Origin of the sequence: Amycolatopsis nalaikhensis, from assembly GCF_030264295.1 — a bacterium.
Classification (GTDB): Bacteria; Actinomycetota; Actinomycetes; order Mycobacteriales; family Pseudonocardiaceae; genus Amycolatopsis; species Amycolatopsis nalaikhensis.
This window is the reverse complement of sequence record NZ_CP127173.1, coordinates 7,856,395-7,875,703: the sequence shown is the minus strand read 5'-3', so window position 1 is coordinate 7,875,703 and position 19,309 is coordinate 7,856,395. Positions and strand designations below refer to the sequence as shown.

The 19,309-nt window shown below is 72.8% G+C and carries 20 protein-coding genes and 1 tRNA gene; 13 read left to right on the top strand and 8 right to left on the bottom strand.

Annotated features, from left to right (window positions below):
* Positions 1-28: 28 nt before the first annotated feature.
* Positions 29-1,360, bottom strand: a complete 1,332-nt coding sequence (locus QP939_RS38480; protein ID WP_285451387.1) for a cytochrome P450 — start codon at positions 1,358-1,360, stop codon at positions 29-31.
* A gap of 148 nt (positions 1,361-1,508) precedes the next feature.
* A complete protein-coding gene (locus tag QP939_RS38475) occupies positions 1,509-1,853 on the bottom strand; it encodes a hypothetical protein (RefSeq protein ID WP_285451386.1) in 345 nt (114 codons plus the stop codon).
* 146 nt (positions 1,854-1,999) lie between these two features.
* Here QP939_RS38475 and QP939_RS38470 point away from each other — a divergent pair, with 146 nt between their 5' ends.
* From QP939_RS38470 to QP939_RS38425, 10 genes are all read left to right on the top strand, one after another.
* Entirely contained in the window at positions 2,000-3,259 is a 1,260-nt protein-coding gene (locus QP939_RS38470; protein WP_285451385.1) for a cation:proton antiporter domain-containing protein, read from the top strand.
* 39 nt (positions 3,260-3,298) lie between these two features.
* On the top strand, positions 3,299-3,754 hold the full coding sequence (locus QP939_RS38465; protein ID WP_285451384.1) for a Na+/H+ antiporter subunit E: 456 nt from the start codon (positions 3,299-3,301) through the stop codon (positions 3,752-3,754).
* Complete coding sequence (locus QP939_RS38460; protein WP_285451383.1) at positions 3,751-4,005, top strand: hypothetical protein; 255 nt, start codon at positions 3,751-3,753, stop codon at positions 4,003-4,005. The genes QP939_RS38465 and QP939_RS38460 overlap by 4 nt, the downstream gene beginning before the upstream one ends.
* Positions 4,002-4,295: a monovalent cation/H(+) antiporter subunit G gene (locus QP939_RS38455; RefSeq protein ID WP_285451382.1), complete on the top strand. Its 294-nt coding sequence runs from the start codon at positions 4,002-4,004 to the stop codon at positions 4,293-4,295. Before QP939_RS38460 ends, QP939_RS38455 begins: the two co-directional genes overlap by 4 nt.
* Positions 4,292-4,528: a Na(+)/H(+) antiporter subunit B gene (locus QP939_RS38450; RefSeq protein WP_285451380.1), complete on the top strand. Its 237-nt coding sequence runs from the start codon at positions 4,292-4,294 to the stop codon at positions 4,526-4,528. Before QP939_RS38455 ends, QP939_RS38450 begins: the two co-directional genes overlap by 4 nt.
* The gene (locus QP939_RS38445) at positions 4,525-5,259 is read left to right on the top strand and encodes an MnhB domain-containing protein (RefSeq protein ID WP_285451379.1); all 735 of its coding nucleotides are present in this window, start codon (positions 4,525-4,527) and stop codon (positions 5,257-5,259) included. Before QP939_RS38450 ends, QP939_RS38445 begins: the two co-directional genes overlap by 4 nt.
* The gene (locus QP939_RS38440; RefSeq protein WP_285451378.1) at positions 5,256-5,606 is read left to right on the top strand and encodes a sodium:proton antiporter; all 351 of its coding nucleotides are present in this window, start codon (positions 5,256-5,258) and stop codon (positions 5,604-5,606) included. Before QP939_RS38445 ends, QP939_RS38440 begins: the two co-directional genes overlap by 4 nt.
* Positions 5,607-5,610: 4 nt before the next feature.
* Positions 5,611-7,410 carry a complex I subunit 5 family protein gene (locus QP939_RS38435; protein ID WP_285451377.1) on the top strand — a complete coding sequence of 600 codons (1,800 nt, stop codon included), beginning with the start codon at positions 5,611-5,613 and terminating at the stop codon, positions 7,408-7,410.
* Between the two features lie 60 nt (positions 7,411-7,470).
* Positions 7,471-7,653, top strand: coding sequence for a CsbD family protein (locus QP939_RS38430; RefSeq protein WP_285451376.1), 183 nt, complete (start codon positions 7,471-7,473; stop codon positions 7,651-7,653).
* 61 nt (positions 7,654-7,714) lie between these two features.
* Positions 7,715-8,599, top strand: a complete 885-nt coding sequence (locus QP939_RS38425) for an alpha/beta fold hydrolase (protein ID WP_285459942.1) — start codon at positions 7,715-7,717, stop codon at positions 8,597-8,599.
* Here the strand turns inward: QP939_RS38425 and nrfD are convergent.
* From nrfD to QP939_RS38395, 6 genes are all read right to left on the bottom strand, one after another.
* The gene (nrfD, locus tag QP939_RS38420) at positions 8,577-9,491 is read right to left on the bottom strand and encodes an NrfD/PsrC family molybdoenzyme membrane anchor subunit (protein ID WP_285451375.1); all 915 of its coding nucleotides are present in this window, start codon (positions 9,489-9,491) and stop codon (positions 8,577-8,579) included. The two genes, QP939_RS38425 and nrfD, sit on opposite strands and share 23 nt — an antisense overlap.
* Entirely contained in the window at positions 9,488-10,315 is an 828-nt protein-coding gene (locus tag QP939_RS38415; RefSeq protein ID WP_285451374.1) for a 4Fe-4S dicluster domain-containing protein, read from the bottom strand. The genes nrfD and QP939_RS38415 overlap by 4 nt, the downstream gene beginning before the upstream one ends.
* The gene (fdh, locus tag QP939_RS38410; protein WP_285451373.1) at positions 10,308-13,532 is read right to left on the bottom strand and encodes a formate dehydrogenase; all 3,225 of its coding nucleotides are present in this window, start codon (positions 13,530-13,532) and stop codon (positions 10,308-10,310) included. Before fdh ends, QP939_RS38415 begins: the two co-directional genes overlap by 8 nt.
* A gap of 153 nt (positions 13,533-13,685) precedes the next feature.
* A complete protein-coding gene (gene selB / locus QP939_RS38405) occupies positions 13,686-15,407 on the bottom strand; it encodes a selenocysteine-specific translation elongation factor (protein WP_285451372.1) in 1,722 nt (573 codons plus the stop codon).
* On the bottom strand, positions 15,398-16,681 hold the full coding sequence (gene selA, locus QP939_RS38400) for an L-seryl-tRNA(Sec) selenium transferase (protein ID WP_285451371.1): 1,284 nt from the start codon (positions 16,679-16,681) through the stop codon (positions 15,398-15,400). The genes selB and selA overlap by 10 nt, the downstream gene beginning before the upstream one ends.
* Positions 16,681-16,775, bottom strand: a tRNA-Sec gene (locus QP939_RS38395). Before QP939_RS38395 ends, selA begins: the two co-directional genes overlap by 1 nt.
* A 54-nt stretch (positions 16,776-16,829) precedes the next feature.
* On the opposite strand from QP939_RS38395, the gene selD reads away from it, so the two are divergent.
* The 3 genes from selD to QP939_RS38380 all read left to right on the top strand — a co-directional run bounded on the left by selD (position 16,830) and on the right by QP939_RS38380 (position 19,282).
* The gene (selD, locus tag QP939_RS38390; RefSeq protein WP_285451370.1) at positions 16,830-17,822 is read left to right on the top strand and encodes a selenide, water dikinase SelD; all 993 of its coding nucleotides are present in this window, start codon (positions 16,830-16,832) and stop codon (positions 17,820-17,822) included.
* A gap of 35 nt (positions 17,823-17,857) precedes the next feature.
* Entirely contained in the window at positions 17,858-18,070 is a 213-nt protein-coding gene (locus QP939_RS38385; protein ID WP_285451369.1) for a DUF2795 domain-containing protein, read from the top strand.
* Between the two features lie 87 nt (positions 18,071-18,157).
* Complete coding sequence (locus tag QP939_RS38380; RefSeq protein ID WP_434219669.1) at positions 18,158-19,282, top strand: IS701 family transposase; 1,125 nt, start codon at positions 18,158-18,160, stop codon at positions 19,280-19,282.
* The last annotated feature ends 27 nt before the right edge of the window (positions 19,283-19,309 follow it).

Below are 19,309 nucleotides of genomic sequence, written 5' to 3'. Positions count from 1 at the left end.
GACGCACCGAAGGCCACATTGGGGCGCTTCAGGCCGGGAACAGGTGGAACTTCAGGTGGAAGTTGTCCAAGGTAGCGGGCAGCGTCCGGTCCGGGGCCAGCACCGGGCCGGACGCCTGCTCGAAACCGTGGTCGCGCACCAGGTTCGCGAGCAGGGTGCTCACGCAGAACTGCACGAGGTCGCGGCCGGGGCAGACGGCGGGGCCCGCGCTGAACGGGACCAACGCGGGGTTCCCCTCGGCGCGGCCGTCGAGCCAGATGTCGGGCTCGAAGCGGTCGGCGTAGTCGAGGTCGGCGTCGCGGTGGAAGAACGGGGTGAAGATCAGGACGGTCGTGCCGGCCGGACCCCAGGACGTTTCCTCGGTGGTCTCGCGCAGCAGCATCGGCGTGGTCGGCCAGAGCCGGACGGTGTCCAGCACGCACGCGCGCAGGTAGCTCAGCTGGTGCGGTTCGGCGGGGTCGGCGTCGCCGAGGTCGGCGCGGGCGCGGTCCAGTGCCGCCGGGTGGGTGGCCAGCAGGGCCAGGGTGCGGAAGGCGACCATGCCCGCCGCGTCGAAGGCGAACAGCCAGTGCGCCACCTGGTCGGCCGCGGTGCCGTCGTCCCCGGCCTCGGCGATCGCCGCCGCCAGGCTGCCCGGCTCGGCGCGGCCGAGGTGCGCGGTCAGCCGGTCGCGGAAGCGCGCGTGGACGTGCTTGCGCCGCGGGTGCAGGTAGGCCCAGTTCGCGTCGAGCCGCAGGCGCGCGAGGAGGTCGGTGAGTTCGTCGTCGTCGCGGGCGGCGGTGCCGAGCACCAGGCGCCGGACGAGCCGCCACCAGGCGACGTTGAAGGCATCCCAGGTCAGCTCGCCGTCGTGGGTGGCTTCGCTGAGCAGGACGGCGGTTTCGTCCGCGACGACCTTGGCGAACGGCGCGGCGAGCTCGTGCAGCGGACGGCCGGGCTCGAGCACGGCTTCGGTGAACCGGCGGCGCGAGCGCCGATCGGCGGCGTCCGAGATCAGCACCCCGTGTGGCTGGAAGTGGCCGAGCGCGGCGCGTTTCTCCCTTGTGGACGGACTGAACGGCGTCGGCGCCCCGGCCAGCAGGGTCCCGACATCGGCACCGGACAGCGCGAGTTCGACGGACCGGCCGGGAACGCGCAGCTTGAGCGGCCGCCCGTGGTGGCGGGCGCGAAGCTGCCGCAGCAGCTTGACGGCGGGCCGGTCGAACCGCAGCTTCTCGGCGACGGCCATGGCGGCCGGACGGCGCTTGATCACACCCCCGGCCAGCGTAGGCAGCGCCACCTCGACGGCGACCCGCAGGGTTTCGGCGACCGACGCGGTCACCGGCTCGGTCCGCTTGAGGTTCCCGTGCGTGGACGTCATGGCGTCCGGCTACCCCGGGTGGAGTGAGGGGAAACCCCGCCGGTCACGCAGCGCAACGTTCGGCACTTGCTCGCGCAGCCCGGGGCGACGGCGCCCGGTAATGCCCGCGCCTGCCGATCCCGCAGCCTTCACCGCTGCGCAAGCACCCTCAGTGGCGCAGGGCCAGGTTCAGCACATCACCCGCGTGGTCCAGGCAGTCCACGCAGATCACCGCGTCCCGGGCCGCGCAGTCCACCCGCAGCAACGGCCGCCGCAAGCCCAGGAACGTCCGCCTCTCCCGGCGGCCGCAGAACTCGCACACCGCCGCCAAGGGCGATGTCACCGCCGCCAGGACGTCGCCCGCCGTGGTCTGGCGGTCCGCTCCGTCGCGGGCCACCCTCAGGCCCGCCCGGACGCAGTCGAGGCAGATCGGCCCCTCCTTGCCCGGCACCCGCGGGCCGCGCACTCCTCCGCAGAACCGGCACGGCCGACCCGCCCCGTTCGTCGCCGTCACCGCGGCCTCCTCCCGGTTCGCTGGCCTCTCCCGCCACGCTACTCGGCTCCGCGCCCGGCGGCCGATCACGCTGCGCCCGCCCGGACCCCGGCTTACGCTCACCTCCCGCCGATCACGAGACCACGAGCGGGCAGGAGGGAACCCCCTTGTCGTCCTTGACGGTGCTGTTCGGCGTCGCGGGGCTGCTGGCGCTCGCCGCCGCCATCGTCCCGAAGCTCGTCGCCGACCGGCCGTTCTCGGTGCCGCTGGTGATGCTCGGCGCCGGGATCGGGCTCGGCCTGCTGCCGCTGCCCGCGCCCTACGGTGACGGCTGGAGCGACCCCGCCGCCCACCTGCACGGCGTCGAATCCTTCACCCAGCTGGGCATCCTGGTCGCGCTCGCCGGCGCGGGCCTGTCCGTCGACCGGCCGTTCGGCCTGCGCCGCTGGGGCTCGACCTGGCGGCTGCTCGCCCTCACCATGCCCCTGTCGATCCTGCTCGTCGCCGTGCTCGGCCACTGGTGGCTCGCGCTCACACCCGGCGTCGCGCTGCTGCTGGCCGCCGCCCTCGCCCCGACGGACCCCGTGCTGGCCGGCGACATCGGCGTGCCGCACCCCGACGTCGAGCCGGAACTGGCCAGGGACAACGAAATCCGCTTCACCCTGACCACGGAAGCGGGCCTGAACGACGGTCTGACCATGCCGTTCGTCCTGCTCGGTCTCGCGCTGGCGGGCAGTGAACCGAAACTCGACGTCTCCTGGGTGCTCGTGGACCTGCTGCTGCCGATCGCGACCGGCGTCGCGATCGGCGTGGCCGCCGGGTGGCTGCTCGGCTGGGCGATCTTCCGGACGCCGTCGGACCGCCTTCGCCTGGCCGAATACGCCGACGGCCTGGTCCTGCTCGCACTGGCGTTCCTGCCCTACGCGCTCGCGGAGCTGGCCCACGGCAATGGGTTCGTCGCCGTGTTCGTCGCCGCGGTCGCCGTCCGCACGCAGGAACGCTCGCACGAGTACCACGGCGTCCTGCACGCCTTCGGCCGTCAGCTGGAACGTCTTTTCGTGCCGCTCGCCCTGCTCGGGCTCGGGCTGGCCGTGGGCGACGGGCTGCTGCGCGGCCTGCGCGTGATCGAAGTGCTGATCGCCGTGGTGGCGGTGCTCGTCGTCCGGCCGGTGGTCGGCTGGGTCTCGCTGCTCGGTTCGTCCGCGGGGCGGCCGGCCTCGCTCGCGATCGCGTTCTTCGGCGTCCGCGGCATCGGCACGCTCTTCTACCTCGCCTACGCGCTGAACCGGATCCCGGTGCCGCAGCAGGACGTGCTGTGGCGGGTCGGCGCGGTCGCCGTGGCGGTGTCGGTGCTGGTCCACGGCGTCCTGGCGGAACCGGCCATCCAGCGGATCGAGCGGATGGGCGGGCACCTGCCGGACCGGTGACCCCGGTTGGCGGACCCGGCCGCGGGGTATTCGCCCGGCGTGCGCGTGACATCCGAGGTGCTGGTGTGGTGGCTCGGCCTGACCGGCCTGTGGCTGCTGACCTTGGTGACGCCTTCGCTGCCCGAGACCGTGGCCGCGGCCGTGGTGGCGCTACCGTGCGCGTTCGCCGCGCGGGCGGCGCGACGAGCCGTCGGCGAGGTCTGGCGGCCCCGGGCGCGCTGGTTCCGCTGGCTGCTCCGGGTGCCCGGCAACGCCGTCCGGGAGTCCGGGCAGGCCCTGGTCAAGCTGGTGCGGCACCCGCGTGCGGGCCGGTTCGCCACCGTGGACCTGCCCGACGAACCCGAGGCGGTGCACCACGCCCGCGTGGCGGCCGCGGCCGCCGTCGTCGGCAGCACGCCGGGCACGATGGTCGTCGCGACCCCGCCGGACGACCGGGAGCTGGTCGTCCACCGGCTGCTCGGCGACTCCCGCCTGCTCGACGAGGTGCGGCGGTGACGGGCTGGCTGGTCGCCGCCGTGCTGCTCATGGCGGGCGGCCTCGGCCCGGCGCTGTGGCTGGCCGCGCGGGGCGACGCGATCACCCGGCTGGCCGGGCTGCAGCTCGCGGGCCCGGTCACGGTGCTGACGATGCTGCTGTTCGTGCAGGCGTACGGCCCGTCGAGCGCGGTGATCCTCCCGCTCACCCTGACCGTGCTGGCCTTCGCCGGCACTCTCGTCTTCATCCGGCTGCTCGGGACGACGCGGTGATCGCGCACGTCCTCGTCTTCGCCGGGGTCGCCGTGGTCGTGGCCGCGTCCGTCGCGATGCTGCGCGCCGACGGCCTGCTCAACCGGCTGCACCTGCTCGCGCCCGTGACCACTGTCGGCGCTCCCCTGGTCGGCGCGGGCCTGGCCGTGGCCAACGGCTGGAGCCTCGGCTCGGGAGCCATCCTGCTCACCGTCGCGCTGCTCGCGGTGACCGGGCCGGTGCTGTCGTCGGCCGCCGGGCGCATCGAAGCTCGGCGGCGGGGTGTGGTCGACGAGGACCTGCCGTCGTGACGACGGTGGTGCTGCTCGTCGCCCTCGCGTTCGTCGCCGTCGCGGGGTTCGTGGTGGTGGCCACGCCGGATCCGCGGCGGCAGGCGATCACGCTCTCCCTGTTCAGCCTTTGCCTGGCCCTGCTGTTCTTCGCGCTCCAGGCCCCCGACGTCGCCCTTTCCGAGCTGGCCGTCGGCTCGGCCGTCGTCCCGCTGCTGGTGCTGCTGACGATCCGGAAGGTGGGCGGGCGATGACGCTGCGGGCGCGGACGTGGCTGTGCGCGGCGGGCGCGCTCGGGGTGGCCGTGCTGCTGGTGACAGCCTTCCTGCGGATGCCGGAGTTCGGCGGCTCGGCGCACGTCTACCGCGACCTCGCGCTGCCCGCCGCGCTCGCCCACGCGACGCCGAACCTGGTGTCGTCGGTCAACTTCGACCTGCGCGCCCTGGACACGCTCGGCGAAGAGACGATCGTGGCGGCGGCCGTCGTCGGCGCGCTTTCCCTGCTGCAGCCGACCAAAGAGGAGCGACGGCGGATCGAGCCCACCAGCGGCTACGTCATGCCCGTGGTCAAGCTCGGCGGCTACCTGATGCTCCCGGTGACGCTCCTGCTCGGGGCGGACGTCGTGGCGCACGGGCACCTCACCCCGGGCGGCGGCTTCCAGGGCGGGGTCGTGCTGGCCACCGGCTGGCACCTGCTCTACATCTCCGGCAGCTACCCGGCGCTGGCGAAGCTGCGCCCGATCGACTGGTGCGAGTACGCCGAGGCCGCGGCGACCGGGCTGTACGTCGTCACCGGGCTCGCCGGCCTGGTCGCCGGGAGCGCGTTCCTGGCGAACGTCCTGCCGCCGGGCGAGTTCGGCTCGCTGCTGTCGGCGGGCACCGTGCCGGTGCTGAGCGTGCTCATCGGCATCGAGGTGGCGGCCGGGCTGGTGGTGCTGCTGGCCCAGTTCCTCGGCCAGGGCCTGATCCGGGAGGAGCGCGCGTGACCGTCGTCGGACTGGCCTGCTACGGCGTGGCCGCGTGGCTGCTGCTCGCCGGGTCGGTGGGCATCGTGCGCAGCCGCCACCTCGTCCACACCGTCGTCTCGCTCTCGGTCGCGCAGGCCGGGACGTACGTGCTGCTCCTCGGCATCGGCTATCAACGAGGGGCCGGGGCGCCGATCGTCGCCCAGGACCAGCGGCAGCCCGTCGTCGACCCGATGGTGCAGGCGATGACCCTGACCGACATCGTCGTGTCCGCGACGATCACCGCGCTGCTGCTGGCCCTGACCATCCAGATTTCGAAGCGGCACGGCACGGTCGACCCCGACGACCTGCGCGCCCTGCGCGGCTGAGGCGATGACCGCGCTCCCGGCCCTCGTCGTCGCCCTGCCGCTGCTGGCCGCGTGCGTGCTGCTCGGGCTCGGCCTCAAGTTGCCGCGCGTGGTGGCCGACGGCCTCGCGACGGCGACCGCCCTCGCCGTCACCGTCCTGACCGCGGTGCTGCTCGTGGGCGTGCAGCACGGCCGGGTGGTGAGCTGGCTCGGCGGGCACCGGCCGGACGGCACGCGTTCGCTGGGCATCGTCTTGGCCGCCGACGGGCTCAACACCACCCTCGCCCTGCTGGCCTCGTTCCTGACGACGTGCGCGCTGCTCTACAGCTGGCACTACTTCGAGGCGGTCGAAGCCCGCTACCACGCGATGATGCTGCTGTTCCTCACCGGCATGCTCGGCTTCCTGCTCACCGGCGACCTGTTCACCCTCTTCGTGTTCTTCGAGCTGATGAGCGGGGTCGCCTACGCGCTCACCGGGTACCGGGTCGAGGAGGCCGACTCGGTCCAGGGCGCGCTGAACTTCGGCGTGGTGAACTCCCTCGGCGCGTATTTCACGCTGATGGGCATCGGCCTGCTGTACGCGCGCGGCGGGCAGCTCGGGCTCGCCCAGCTCGGCGTCGCGCTCGACGGGCGGCCCGCGGACGCGCTGGTCCTCGCCGCGTTCGTGCTCGTCTGCACCGGCCTGTTGGTCAAGGCGGCGGCCGTGCCGTTCCACTTCTGGCTCGCCGACGCGCACGCCGTCGCCCCGACGCCGGTGTGCGTGCTGTTCTCCGGCGTGATGGTCGAACTGGGGGCCTACGGCGTGCTGCGGGTGCGGCGCACCGTGTTCGGCGGGGTCCTCGACGACGGCGCGTTCGCCCGGGTCCTGCTGGTGCTCGGCATCGCCAGCGCGCTGCTCGGCGCCGTCCTCTGCTTCACCCAGCGCCACCTGAAACGGCTGCTGGCCTACTCGACCATCGCCCACACCGGCTTGTTCCTGTGCGGTCTGGCGGCCACCGGCGGCGAGGCGAGCGCCGGGTTCGTGCTCGCGGTCGCCGGGCACGCCGGCGCCAAAGCGGCGCTGTTCCTGCTCGCCGGGGTCCTGATGGACCGCTACGGCAGTGTCGACGAGGACGAGCTGTTCGGCCGGTGCGGGCATTCGCGGCTGGAAGCCGGGTTGTTCCTGCTGGCGGCGCTCGCGTTGGCCGGGTTGCCGCCGTTCGGCGTCGCGTTCGGCAAGGCCGTCGCCGAACACGCGCTCGAGCGGAGCGGGTACGGCTGGCTGGTGGCCGTGTTCGTCGTCGTGTCCGCGGTGACGGCGGCCGCGGTGCTGCGCGCCGGGCTGGGTGTCTACTTCGGACTCGGCACGCCGCCGCGGCGGGACGACGGCGACCGGACCCCCGGGACGGACGAGGAACCGGAGACGGGCCGTCCGATCGCGCGCACGCCGGTGACCATGACCGCGGCGATCGTCGCCCTCCTGGCGGGCGCGCTGGCCGTGGGCACGCTCCCCTGGGTGGGCGAAGCCGCCACCACGGCCGGACGCCAGGACGCCGACCGCGGCGGGTACCTGCACGACGTGCTGCCCGCCGTCCCCGCGCCCGGCCCGCCCGCGCCCGTGACGGCGGAGTGGTCCGCGTCCGGCGTGTGGTTCGGCCTGCTCACGGTGCTGCTGGCGCTCGGCGTCGCCGCGGCCGCGCTGTGGCCCCGGCGGCTGCCGTCCTGGCCACGGCCGGTGCGGGCGGCCCTCGAAGTGCTGCACCGCGGCCATTCCGGGCACGTCGGCGACTACGTCGCGTGGCTGCTCGCCGGGGTGACCGTGCTCACGGCCCTCGTCTGGTTGTGATGTGTACGGGCGCGTCCAGGGGGTAACCGACCGGCAAGGCCCCTCACGGAAGGTGCACTCATGAACGACAAGTTCGAGAACAAGGGCGAAGAGCTGAAGGGCCGGGCCAAGGAAGCCATCGGCGACGCCACGGACAACGAGCAGTGGCAGGCCGAAGGCAAGTCCGAACAGGCCAAGGGTTCCCTCAAGCAGGCCGCCGACAAGGTGAAGGACGCCGTCAAGGGCGTCAAGGACAAGAACTGATCCGAGATCCGCTGCCGCACCCCGGGCGCCGGGGTGCGGCAGCATCCGTCTGGGGGTGGCCATGTTCGAAGGCTTCACGCTGGACCACGTCGACGTCGGGGATGTGACGCTCCGGGTCCGCCACGGCGGTTCCGGTCCGCCGCTGCTGCTGGTGCACGGGCACCCGCGCACGCACACGACGTGGTACCGGGTCGCGCCGCGGCTCGCGGAGCGGTTCACCGTGGTCTGCCCGGACACGCGCGGGTACGGCGAATCCACCAAACCGCCGACCGACGCCGACCACATGCCCTACAGCAAGCGCGTCATGGCGGCCGACTGCGTCGCGCTGATGCGGGAGCTGGGCCACGAGCGGTTCTTCGTGGCCGGGCACGACCGCGGCGCACTCGTCACGACACGCCTCGCGCTCGATCACCCGGACGTGGTCCGCGGCGCGGCGATCCTCGACTCCATCCCGGTCGGCGAAAGCCTGGCCCGCTGCCACGCCGAGTTCGCGCGGGCGTGGTACCACTGGTTCTTCTTCGCCCAGCCGGAGCGGCCGGAGCGGGCGATCACCGCCGACCCGGACGCCTGGTACAACGTCGCCACCAAGAACACGCCGGAGCGGCTCGGCGAGGAGAACTTCGCCGATTTCCACCGCGCGATCCACGATCCGGCGACGGTGACCGCGATGCTCGAGGACTACCGCGCGGGCCTGGGCGTCGACCGCGCCCACGACGACGCCGACAAAGCCGCCGGGCGGAAGATCACGTGCCCGGTGCTGATCCTCTGGTCCAGCCTCGACGACCTCGAAGAGATGCACGGCGACATCCCGGCCATCTGGCGCGAGTGGACGACCGACCTGCGCGACGCCTACGCCATCGAGTCGGGGCACCACATGGCGGAGGAGAACCCGGAGGCCCTGGCGAAGGCGCTCGACGGCTTCTTCAGCGGCCTGCCCGCTGGCTGACCCGCTCCCGCTGCGGCACCACGACGTACTTCGGGTCCTTTGTGGACGCCACGCCGGCCGCGTAGACGCCGAACCGCGTGCACAGCCCCGAAGCCAGGTACGCGGCTCCGGCGAGCGCTCCGGCCACGCGGCTCCGCCCGGCCACCAGCGACAGCCCGGCACCGGCGGCGGTGAGGGCTTTGGCGGCCTTCAGCAGCTTGCCGGCCCGCCCGGTGCGGTACGGCTCCGACGCCAGGCCCAGCCCGGTCTCCAGGTGGTGCTCGGCCACCAGCTCGGCCGCCGCCCCGGCCAGCCCGGCCCGCACGACCGGCCCGGTTTCCCCCGCAAGCAGGGCCGCCCCCGCGCCGCTGGTCAGCGCGCTGCCCGCGAACAGCACCGGCAGCGTGCCGTGGGCTTCGTGCCACGACGGCGTCGCCGTGTCGGCGAGCAGCACCGCCGTGTACGTGCACATCGCGGGCCCGAGCACCCCCGCCCCGACTCCGGCCAGCCGTCCGATCACCGGCAGTTTCCCGGTGACTTCCGACGCCGCCGCGACGGCGGCCAGGCCCGAAAACGGCGAGAGGATCCACGAGCCCACCGAGAGCGGCGACGTCGGCTTCAGCACCCGCAGCATGTGCAGGAACCGCTCCGGCCGCCCCAGGTCGTGGATCAACGCCCCGACACTGGCGACCGAGCCGCCGGACGCGACCAGCCTGCCGATTCGCGCCAGCCGCGGCCGCCCGGTGACGTCGGCCAGCGCCGCCATCGTCGCCGACGCGCCCGCCGCGCCGCCGAGGAACAGGTACAGCGGCACGTCCGGCTGCTTCCACGCCGGCTCCTTGAGGATCGGCTTGCCGTAGTACGACCGGAACTCGGCGGGCTCGACCATCGCGCGTTCGCGGCGGGGGCTCATCGGCGCCGTCCCAGGAACGACGCGGCGACCGCCACGGCGACCCCGGCCGCGGTCACCGCCGCCCGCTTCCACATCGCGGGCAGGTCGCGCGTGGTGACGACCGGGTCCGGCGGCAGCCCGTAGACCTCGGGTTCGTCCAGCAGCAGGAAGAACGCGCCGTCGCCGCCGACGCCGTCATCGGGGTCGCGGCCGTAGAGCCGTGCCTCCGGCACGCCCTCGTCGTGCAGCGTCTTGACCCGCTCGTCAGCGCGTTCGCGCAGCTCGTCCAGCTCGCCGAACTGGATCGAGTCGGTCGGGCACGCCTTCGCGCACGCCGGTTCGAGCCCCGCGCCGAGCCGGTCGTAGCAGAGGGTGCACTTGAAGGCGCGGCCGTCGGACTCGCGCTTTTCGATGACGCCGTACGGGCACGCCGGGACGCAGTAGCCGCAGCCGTTGCAGATGTCCTGCTGGACCACGACGGTGCCGAACTCGGTGCGGAACAGCGAGCCGGTCGGGCAGACGTCGAGGCACGCGGCGTGCGTGCAGTGCTTGCAGACGTCGCTCGACATCAGCCAGCGCACGCCGGGGTCGTCCTGCCCCGGCGCGCCGACGTCCGGCATCCCGAGGTCCACAGTGGACTTCGGCTGTTCCACGAAGGCGACGTGCCGCCAGGTGTTCGAGCCGAGCGCGCCGGTGTTGTCGTACGACGTGCCGAGCAGGTCGAGCCCGCCCGCTTCGGGCACGCCGTTCCACTCCTTGCACGCGACTTCGCAGGCCTTGCAGCCGATGCACACGGACGTGTCGGTGAAGAACCCCATCCGCGCCTGTGCGCCGTACTCAGCCATCGGCCCGCCTCCGATACTCCTCGACCATGGCCGGCAGCGCGGCACCGCGGGGCCGCCGTCCCGGCCGGATGTCGCAGGTGGCCGCCTTCGACTCCTGGATGTGCACGTTCGGGTCCAGCACGATCGACAGCAGGTCGTTGGCCGCGTCGCCGCGCGAAAGCCCGTTCGGACCCCAGTGGTAGGGCAGCCCGACCTGGTGGATGGTCCGGCCGCGGACCTTGAGCGGCTTCACGCGCTCGGTGACGAGCACTCGCGCCTCGATCGCGGTCCGGGCCGAGATGATCGTGGCCCAGCCGCCGTTTTCGAGGCCGCGCTCGGCCGCCAGCGCCGGGGACACCTCGCAGAAGAACTCCGGCTGCAGCTCGGACAGGTACGGCAGGGTGCGGCTCATCCCGCCGGCGGTGTGGTGCTCGGTGAGCCGGTAGGTCGTGAAGACGTACGGGTAAACCGTGCTCCGCGCCGGGTTGTACGGGTTCGACGGGCTGTCCAGGGTCTGGCGCGTCGGCGACTCCTGCCGGCCGTAGAGCGCGTTCTCCACCGGGCTTTCGAACGGCTCGTAGTGCGTGGGCAGGGGGCCGTCGGCCAGCCCGGCCGGGACGTAGAGCCACGCCTTGCCGTCGGTCTGCATGATGAACGGATCGCGGCCGCTGAGCGCCTCCTGCGCCTGGGCGCCCTCGGGGGGCACGTGGTCCGGCGCCTTCGTCGGCTCGAAGTCCGGGACGTCGGGGCCGACCCACTTGCCTTGCCGCGCGTCCCAGCTGAGCAGCTTCTTGCGCTCGCTCCACGGCTTGCCGTCCGGGTCCGCGGACGCGCGGTTGTAGAGGATCCGCCGGTTCGCCGGCCACGCCCAGGCCCAGCCGTTCGCGATCCAGTCCTGTTCGGCGCCCGGCTGCCGGTTGGCCGCCTGGTTCTTCCCGTCGGCGCGGACCCCGCAGTAGATCCAGCAGCCGCAGGCGGTCGAGCCGTCGTCCTTCAGCTGCGTGTACGCCGAGAGCGGGCCGTCCGGGCCGTGGCCGTTGATCTCGGCGAGCACCGACTCCGCGCTCGGGTCGTCCGTCGGCCCCTCGACCGGGTAGCTCCACGTGAGGTCGCGGATCGGCGCGTCGCGCGGGTCGTCGCCGATCCGCTCCCGGATGAGCCGGCCGAGGTGGTAGTAGAACCACAGGTCGCTGCGGGCGTCGCCGGGCGGCTCGACGGCCTTGTGGTGCCACTGCAGGAGCCGTTGCGTGTTGGTGAAGCTGCCGTCCTTCTCGGTGTGGGCGGCCGCGGGCAGGAAGAAGACCTCGGTGCCGATCTCCTCCGGCGTCAGCTCGCCGGTCTCGACCTCCGGGCCGTCCTTCCAGAACGTCGCGCTCTCGATCAGCTGCAGGTCGCGGACGACGAGCCAGTCGAGGTTGGCCAGGCCGAGCCGCTGGAACTTGCCGTTGGCCGAGCCGACCGCCGGGTTCTCCCCGACCAGGAAGTAGCCCTTGCACTCCCCTTCGATCTGCTTCCGCACGGTGGCGTAGGTGCCGTGGTCGCCGGTCAGCCGCGGCAGGTAGCCGAAGCGGAAGTCGTTGTGCGGCTGGGCCGAGTCGCCCCAGTAGGACTTGAGCAGGCTGACCGTGTAGGAGCGCATGTTGCCCCAGAAGCCGGTCTTGCCGGCGTCGGCCTCGACGAACTCGTCGAGGCTCTGGTGCTGGTGCGCGTGCGGCATCGGGATGTACCCGGGCAGCAGGTTGAACAACGTCGGGATGTCGGTGGAGCCCTGGATGCTGGCGTGCCCGCGCAGCGCGAGGATGCCGCCGCCGGGACGCCCGATGTTGCCGAGCAGGGTCTGCAGGATCGACGCCGTCCGGATGTACTGCGCGCCGACCGTGTGCTGGGTCCAGCCGACCGAGTACACCCACGCGGTCGTCCGGTCGCGGCCCGAGTTCTTCGTGATCGCCTCGGCGATCTCGGCGAACTGCTCGACCGGCAGGCCGCAGACGTCCGCGACGACCTCGGGGGTGTACCGCGCGAAGTGGCGCTTGAGCACCTGGAAGACGCAGCGCGGGTGCTGCAGCGTCTCGTCCGTCTTCGGCTTGCCGCCGATCGCCGCGCCCCCGCTGCCGTAGGTGTCCGCCCTGGCCGACTGCTGGTGCGCCTCGCCGCCGTGCTGTTCGGAGCCCGGTTCGCCCGGCTGCTCCGGGTCGGTGGACCCGGCCGCGGGCAGCGTCGGCGCGCCTTCGTACTCCCACGAGGACATTTCGTAGCGCCGCTTCTCCGGGTCGTAACCGGAGAACAGCCCGTCCAGGTCTTCGGTGTCCTGGAAGTCCTCACGCAGGATCGCGGCCGCGTTCGTGTAGGCCAGCACGTACTCCCGGAAGTCGAGGTCGTTGCTCAGCACGTGGTTGATCAGCCCGCCGAGGAACGCGATGTCCGTCCCGGCGCGCAGGGCCGCGTGGACGTGCGAAACCGCGCTCGTGCGGGTGAACCGCGGGTCGACGTGGATGATCTTGGCGCCGCGGGCCTTCGCCTCCATCACCCACTGGAACCCGACCGGGTGACACTCGGCCATGTTCGAGCCCTGGATGACGATGCAGTCGGCGTTGGCGAGGTCCTGCTGGAACGTCGTGGCGCCCCCACGACCGAAGGAGGTCCCCAGACCGGGAACCGTGGCGGAGTGTCAAATACGGGCCTGGTTTTCGATCTGTATCGCGCCGAGCGCGGTGTACAGCTTCTTCATAAGGTAGTTCTCTTCGTTGTCCAGGGTCGCCCCGCCCAGGCTGGCGAAGCCGAGCGTGCGGTTGAGCACGCGGCCCTGGTCGTCGACGTCCTGCCACGTCTCGGCGCGGGTCTTCAGCACCCGGTCGGCGATCATGTCCATCGCCCGCTCGAGCGGCAGGCGCTCCCACTCCGTGCCGTGCGGGCGGCGGTAGAGGACCTCGGTGACGCGGCTCGGGCTCGTCACGAGCTGCTTGCTCGCCGACCCCTTCGGGCAGAGCCTGCCGCGGGAGATCGGCGAGTCCGGGTCACCTTCGATCTGCGTGACGCGGCCGTCCTTGACGTAGACCTTCTGGCCGCAGCCGACGGCGCAGTACGGGCAGACGGAGCGGACGACGCGGTCGGCGTCTTCGGTGCGCGCGTGCCATTTCTCCGAACCGTCCGATTTGGCCGCGGCGGCGCGGGCGGTCCGGTCGGGTCCGGTCAGCTGCCGGTACACCGGCCAGCCTTCGACCCACCGCCGTACACCCATGCCTGGCACGGTAGTAGCGATACCCCGCCGCCGCAGCTCCAACCACCGCACCGGCGGGCTGAAGGGGCCTTTCCTGGCATCTGATGCGAGGAAAGTCCCCTTCAACGCATCAGACGAGACGAACGTCCCCTTCAGCGCGGCCGGGCCACGTTTTCAGGGTGTCCGCGAGACCCGGCGCGTGCCGTCGCCGAGGGGTTCGGTCCGTCCGGCCGCGTCGAGGCGCTCCAGCAGCGGGACCACGACCCGCCGGGTGCTGTCGAGCGCCTGCCGCGCCTGGGAGACCGTGAACGGCTGGGCCACTCCCCGCAGCACGGCGACGGCCCGTTCTTCGGCGTCCGGGCCGAGCACGACGCCCTCGGCGACCGCGGTCAGCCGGCCGAGCCGGACGGCCGCCGCCAGCTCGCGGCGGCCCAGGCCCAGCGCCCGCAGCTCGTCCGCTTCCGGGGCCCGGAACGGGTGCTCGGCGAGGTGTTTCCCCACCTTCTCGACGGCCCGTTCGACGGCCGGGTCGAGCCCGGCGCCGGGCCGCCGCACGAGCCCGCCCGCCACCTCGAAGCCGGTGCCCGCGAGCACCGGCGCGACGAGTTCCGGCGCGGGCAGGCCGAGCCGCTGCCGCAGTGCCTCCACCGGCACGCCGGCGGCGAGGCTGTCCCACTCGCGCACGATCGTGGCGGCCGCCGCGCGCACCTGCGCGATCCGTTCGGCGTCGGCGAGCCAGTCACCCCAGCGGACGCCCGTCTCCGGCAGGCCCATCGCGGCGAGGTCCCCGGCCTTCGCGAACCCGATGCGGCGCAGGTACGTCGCGGCGAGGTCCGATCCGGCCAGCTCGGCCGCGCGCGCCCGGGCCGCGCCGCGGCGGGGCAACGGCGGCGGGTCGACGTCCAGGACGTCGAACCGGGCGGCGATCCGGTGCTCGCCGGGGTCGCGCAGCAGGCCGCGGTCACCCACGCGCAGCGGCAACGCCGTCGCGGTGGTCAGCCGCGCCGTGTCCGTCCCGAGTGGACGGACCCGCACCGGCACGGCCGCGGTGCCGAAGTGCAGCACCAGGTGCCGGTGCGGGTCGGGGCCGCGCAACCGGACGTCGAACTCGGTGGTGGTGCGCCAGCGGCCGGGCGTGAGCAGGACGTCGCCACGGCCGACGTCGCCGCGGGCGGTGCCGCGCAGGTTCACCGCGACCCTGGCCACGGCTTCGACGCGGTCGCGCGGCTCGCCGAGGGCCTGCAGCCCGCGGACCTTCACCCGCGACTCCCCCAGCCGCAGCTCGTCGCCGACGGCGATCGTCCCCGCGGCGAGGGTGCCGGTGACGACCGTGCCCGCGCCGGAGACGGTGAACGCCCGGTCGATCCAGAACCGGACGTCGGCGTCCGGGTCGGGTGGCGGCAGGCTCTTCGCCAGCTCGGCGATCGCCGCGCGCAGCTCACCGAGGCCCGCGCCCGTGGTGCCGCTGACGGCCACGCTCGGCACGGCACCCAGCGACGTCGCCGCGATCTCGCGCCGCGCGGCCTCCGTCGCGGCGGCCGGATCGGCACGGTCGGCCTTGGTGACGACCAGCAGTCCGCGCGCCACGCCGAACGCGTCGAGGGCGGCGAGGTGCTCGGCTGACTGCGGCATCCAGCCTTCGTCCGCGGCGACGACGAACAGCACCGCGGGCGCGGGTCCGGCGCCGGCCAGCATGTTCGGCACGAACCGTTCGTGGCCGGGCACGTCGACGAACGCGACGTCCTCGTCGCCGATCCGCGTCCAGGCGAACCCGAGGTCGATGGTGAGGCCGCGGCGGCGCTCCTCGGCCCAGCGGTCCGGTTCCATCCCGGTGAGCAGGCGGACGAGCGTGGACTTGCCGTGGTCGACGTGCCCGGCGGTGACGATCACCCGCATCGGCGGACGGCTTCCAGGAGTTTCACGTCCTCTTCCGGCCGCACGGTCCGCAGGTCGAGCAGGCAGCGGTCCTTGACGACGCGGCCGACCACCGCGGGCTCGCCCGTGCGCAGGGCCGTCGCGTACCGGACGGGCAGGCTGACCGCGGCGCTGGGCAGTTCGACGCCCGGCGCACCCCCGCCGCCGACGGCCGCCACGGAGGCGACGAGGTGCGCGTCGACGCCGTCCAGTGCCCTGACCAGTGCTTGTGCGCGATCTCGCAGGCTTTCGACGGACGCTTCGAGCGCGGCGCGCATGGGTGGCAGTGGTCCGCGCACAGTCGCTTCGAGAGCGGCCAGCGTGAGCTTGTCGACGCGCAGGGCTCGTGCGGCCGGGTGGCGCCGCAGCCGTTCGACGACGTCCGCGTCGCCGAAGAGCAGACCGGCCTGCGGGCCGCCGAGCAGCTTGTCCCCGCTGGCCGTGACGACGGTGGCGCCTGCCCGGAGTGCGGTCGCCGCGTCCGGCTCGTCGGGCAGGAGCGGGTGCGGGGCCAGCAATCCCGAACCGATGTCGACGACCAGCGGCACGCCGAGGCTCGCCAGTTCGGTGATCGGCGCTTCCGAGGTGAAGCCGGTGACGCGGTAGTTCGAGGGGTGCACCTTGAGCACGAACCCGGTGTCCGGGCCGAGCGCGGCGGCGTAGTCGCGGGCCGACGTCCGGTTCGTCGTGCCGACCTCGCGCAGCCGGGCACCCGTCGACTCGAGGAGGTCCGGGATGCGGAAGCCGTCGCCGATTTCGACCAGCTCACCGCGGCTGACGACGATCTCCCGGCCCGGCGCCAGGGCGAGCGCGCAGAGCAGCAGGGCGGCCGCGTTGTTGTTGACCACGTGCACCGCGGCGGCATCCGGCACGGCGGCGGCCAGTGCGGCGAGCGCACCGCGGCCGCGGCGAGCCCGGTCACCGGTCCCGAGGTCGAACTCGACGTCGGTGGTGCCGCCCGCCGCGACCAGGGCGTCGAGCGCGGACGGCGAGAGCGGCGCCCGGCCGAGGTTGGTGTGCACGACGACCCCGGTCGCGTTGACCACCGGGCGCAGCGAAGACGCGCCCGCCGGGAGCCGCGCGAGAACCACGTCAACGACGTCGTCCGGCGCGATTTCCCCCGCCCGGGCGACCTGCTGGACGTCCTTGACCACGGATTTCACCAGCTCGCGCCCCAGCACCGCGGCGGCCTTGGCGATCCGGGGCTCGGCCAGCAGGGCGTCCGTGCGCGGGATCGCGCGGCGGGGGTCAGGCATGGCGGAGGCGGACGGGAATCGAACCCGCCAGCGGCAGGACCTGCCGCTCGACGATTTTGAAGACCGTGCCGGTCACCAGGCCGGATACGCCTCCCTGCACCATGGGTGCCATCCTGCCAAGCCCGGGCGCGGCGGGCAGGATGAACCGGTGGGTTACCGGCTGACGCAGTACGCGCACGGCGGCGGCTGTGCGTGCAAGATCCCGCCCGGCGAGCTGGAGGAGGCCGTCCGCGGCCTGACTGGCACCGTGCCCGTCTCCCCGGCGGGCGAGCTGCTCGTGGGGCTGGAGACCGGGGACGACGCGGCCGCGGTCCGCATCTCCGGCTCGACCGCGCTCATCGCGACGACGGACTTCTTCACCCCGGTGGTCGACGACGCGTACGACTGGGGCCGGATCGCCGCGGCCAACGCGCTGTCCGACGTGTACGCGATGGGCGGGACACCGGTCGTGGCGGTCAACCTGCTCGGCTGGCCGCGGGAGGTGCTGCCGTTTTCGCTGGCCGCGGAGGTGCTCCGCGGCGGCCTCGACGTCTGCCGCTCGGCGGGCTGCCACCTCGCGGGCGGGCACAGCATCGACGACCCGGAACCGAAGTACGGCCTCGCGGTGACGGGAGTGGCCGCGCCGGATCGCCTGCTGCGCAACGACGCCGGGCGCGCCGGGCTGCCGCTGACCCTGACGAAGCCGCTCGGCGTCGGCGTGCTCAACTCACGCCACAAGGCGACCGGTGAGCGGTTCGAGCAGGCGATCGACGTGATGACGACGTTGAACGACGACGCGTCCCGCGCGGCGTTGGCGGCCGGAGCGACGTGCGCGACGGACGTGACCGGCTTCGGTTTGCTGGGGCACCTGCACAAGCTGGCCCGGGCGAGCGGCGTGACGGCGCGCCTCGACCCGGCGGCGGTCCCGTACCTCGAGGGCGCGCGGGAGGCGGTGCGCGACGGGTACGTCAGCGGCGGCACCCGGCGCAACCTGGACTGGGTCCGCCCGCACACTGACTTGTCGCGGGTTCCGGAGGAGGAGGCTCTCCTGCTGGCGGACGCGCAGACGTCGGGCGGGCTGCTGGTCGCGGCCGAGCTGCCGGGCCACCCGGTGATCGGCGAGCTGGTGCCGCGCACGGACCACACGATCGTCGTCGGCTGAGTTTCCGCGCGGCCGGCGGCGGGTAAGCCGCAAGCATGTCTGCTCCGGACCGATCAAGCCTCGAAAAGCACTTGGCCGAAGCGGAGTACCCGTGCGGCCGCGAAGAGCTCCTGCGCCGAGCGGCCGCGGCCGGCGGCGGCGACTCCGTGCTCGGCTCGTTGGGTGGCCTGCCCGACACCGACCGGTACCGCGACTTCGACGCCGTGTGGGAAGCCGTGTCGGCGAAGCACATCGGCGGCGCGCCTTAGTACTGCAACGACACTTCGTGATGGATTGATCCGCGTGTCGGTTAGGCTCTGGTTCGTTGGTCGTGTAGTTGATCTTGTGTGCTGGAGATGGTGACGGACTGGTCGGCGCGTTTCGCTGCGTTCGCGGGGCGGTTCGCGACGCGGTTTTCCCGGGTGGAGCCCCGGCGGCAAATGGTGTCCTACCTGCGGGGCCTGCTGGCGGAAGCCGAGCGCAAGAACGGCTGGACCCTGGCCGAGATGGCGGGCGAGGCGGGTCCGCAGGGCATGCAGCGGCTGCTGAACTTCTACGCCTGGGACGCCGAGGGCATGCGTGATGACGTGCGTGATGCGGTGGTCGACGTGCTCGGGGACGCCGAACGCGGCGTGTTGATCGCCGATGAGACCGGATTCGTGAAGAAGGGCACGAAATCCGCCGGCGTGGCGCGCCAGTATTCGGGCACGGCCGGGCGAGTCGAGAATTCGCAGATCGGCGTGTTCTTGGCGTACGCCTCGGATCGGGGACGAGCTTTGATCGATCGCGAGTTGTACCTGCCGAAAGAGTGGATCGCGGATCGGGGCCGGTGCGCTGCGGCCGGCATTCCCGACGACGTCGGATTCGCGACCAAGCCCGAGTTGGCACAACTGATGGTGGAACGCGCGCTCGCCGCGAGAATCCCGTTTGCGTGGTTCACCGCTGATGAAGCCTACGGGCAGGTCGGGCGGCTGCGGCTCTGGCTGGAAGAACACGATATCGCACATGTACTCGCCGTACCCAAGTCCCAAATGGTGATTTCCATGGATCTGCGGCAACGACGCGCCCGCGCCGTCATCGCGGAGGTCGAACCGGCCGCCTGGCAACGTCTGTCCTGCGGCGATGGAGCGCACGGGCAACGGATCTACGATTGGGCGGTGGTCGACATCCGGCCTCTACGCCGACAAGAAGTCGGCCACTGGCTGCTGGCCCGCCGCTCTGTCAGCGATCCCACCGATATCGCCTATTACATTTGCTTCGGCCCCGCCGGCACCGACATCCGCGAACTGGTGCGCGTCGCCGGAAGCCGCTGGGCAATCGAAGAAAGTTTCCAAACCGCGAAAAACGAAACAGGACTCGACCACTACCAGGTCCGCCGATACGAAGCATGGTATCGGCATATCACTCTCTCCATGGCGGCAGCGGCGTTTCTCGTCCTCACTCGAGACGCCGCGAAAAAAGGGGATCCACACCCGGCCTGATACCGCTCACCTCCAACGAAATTCGCA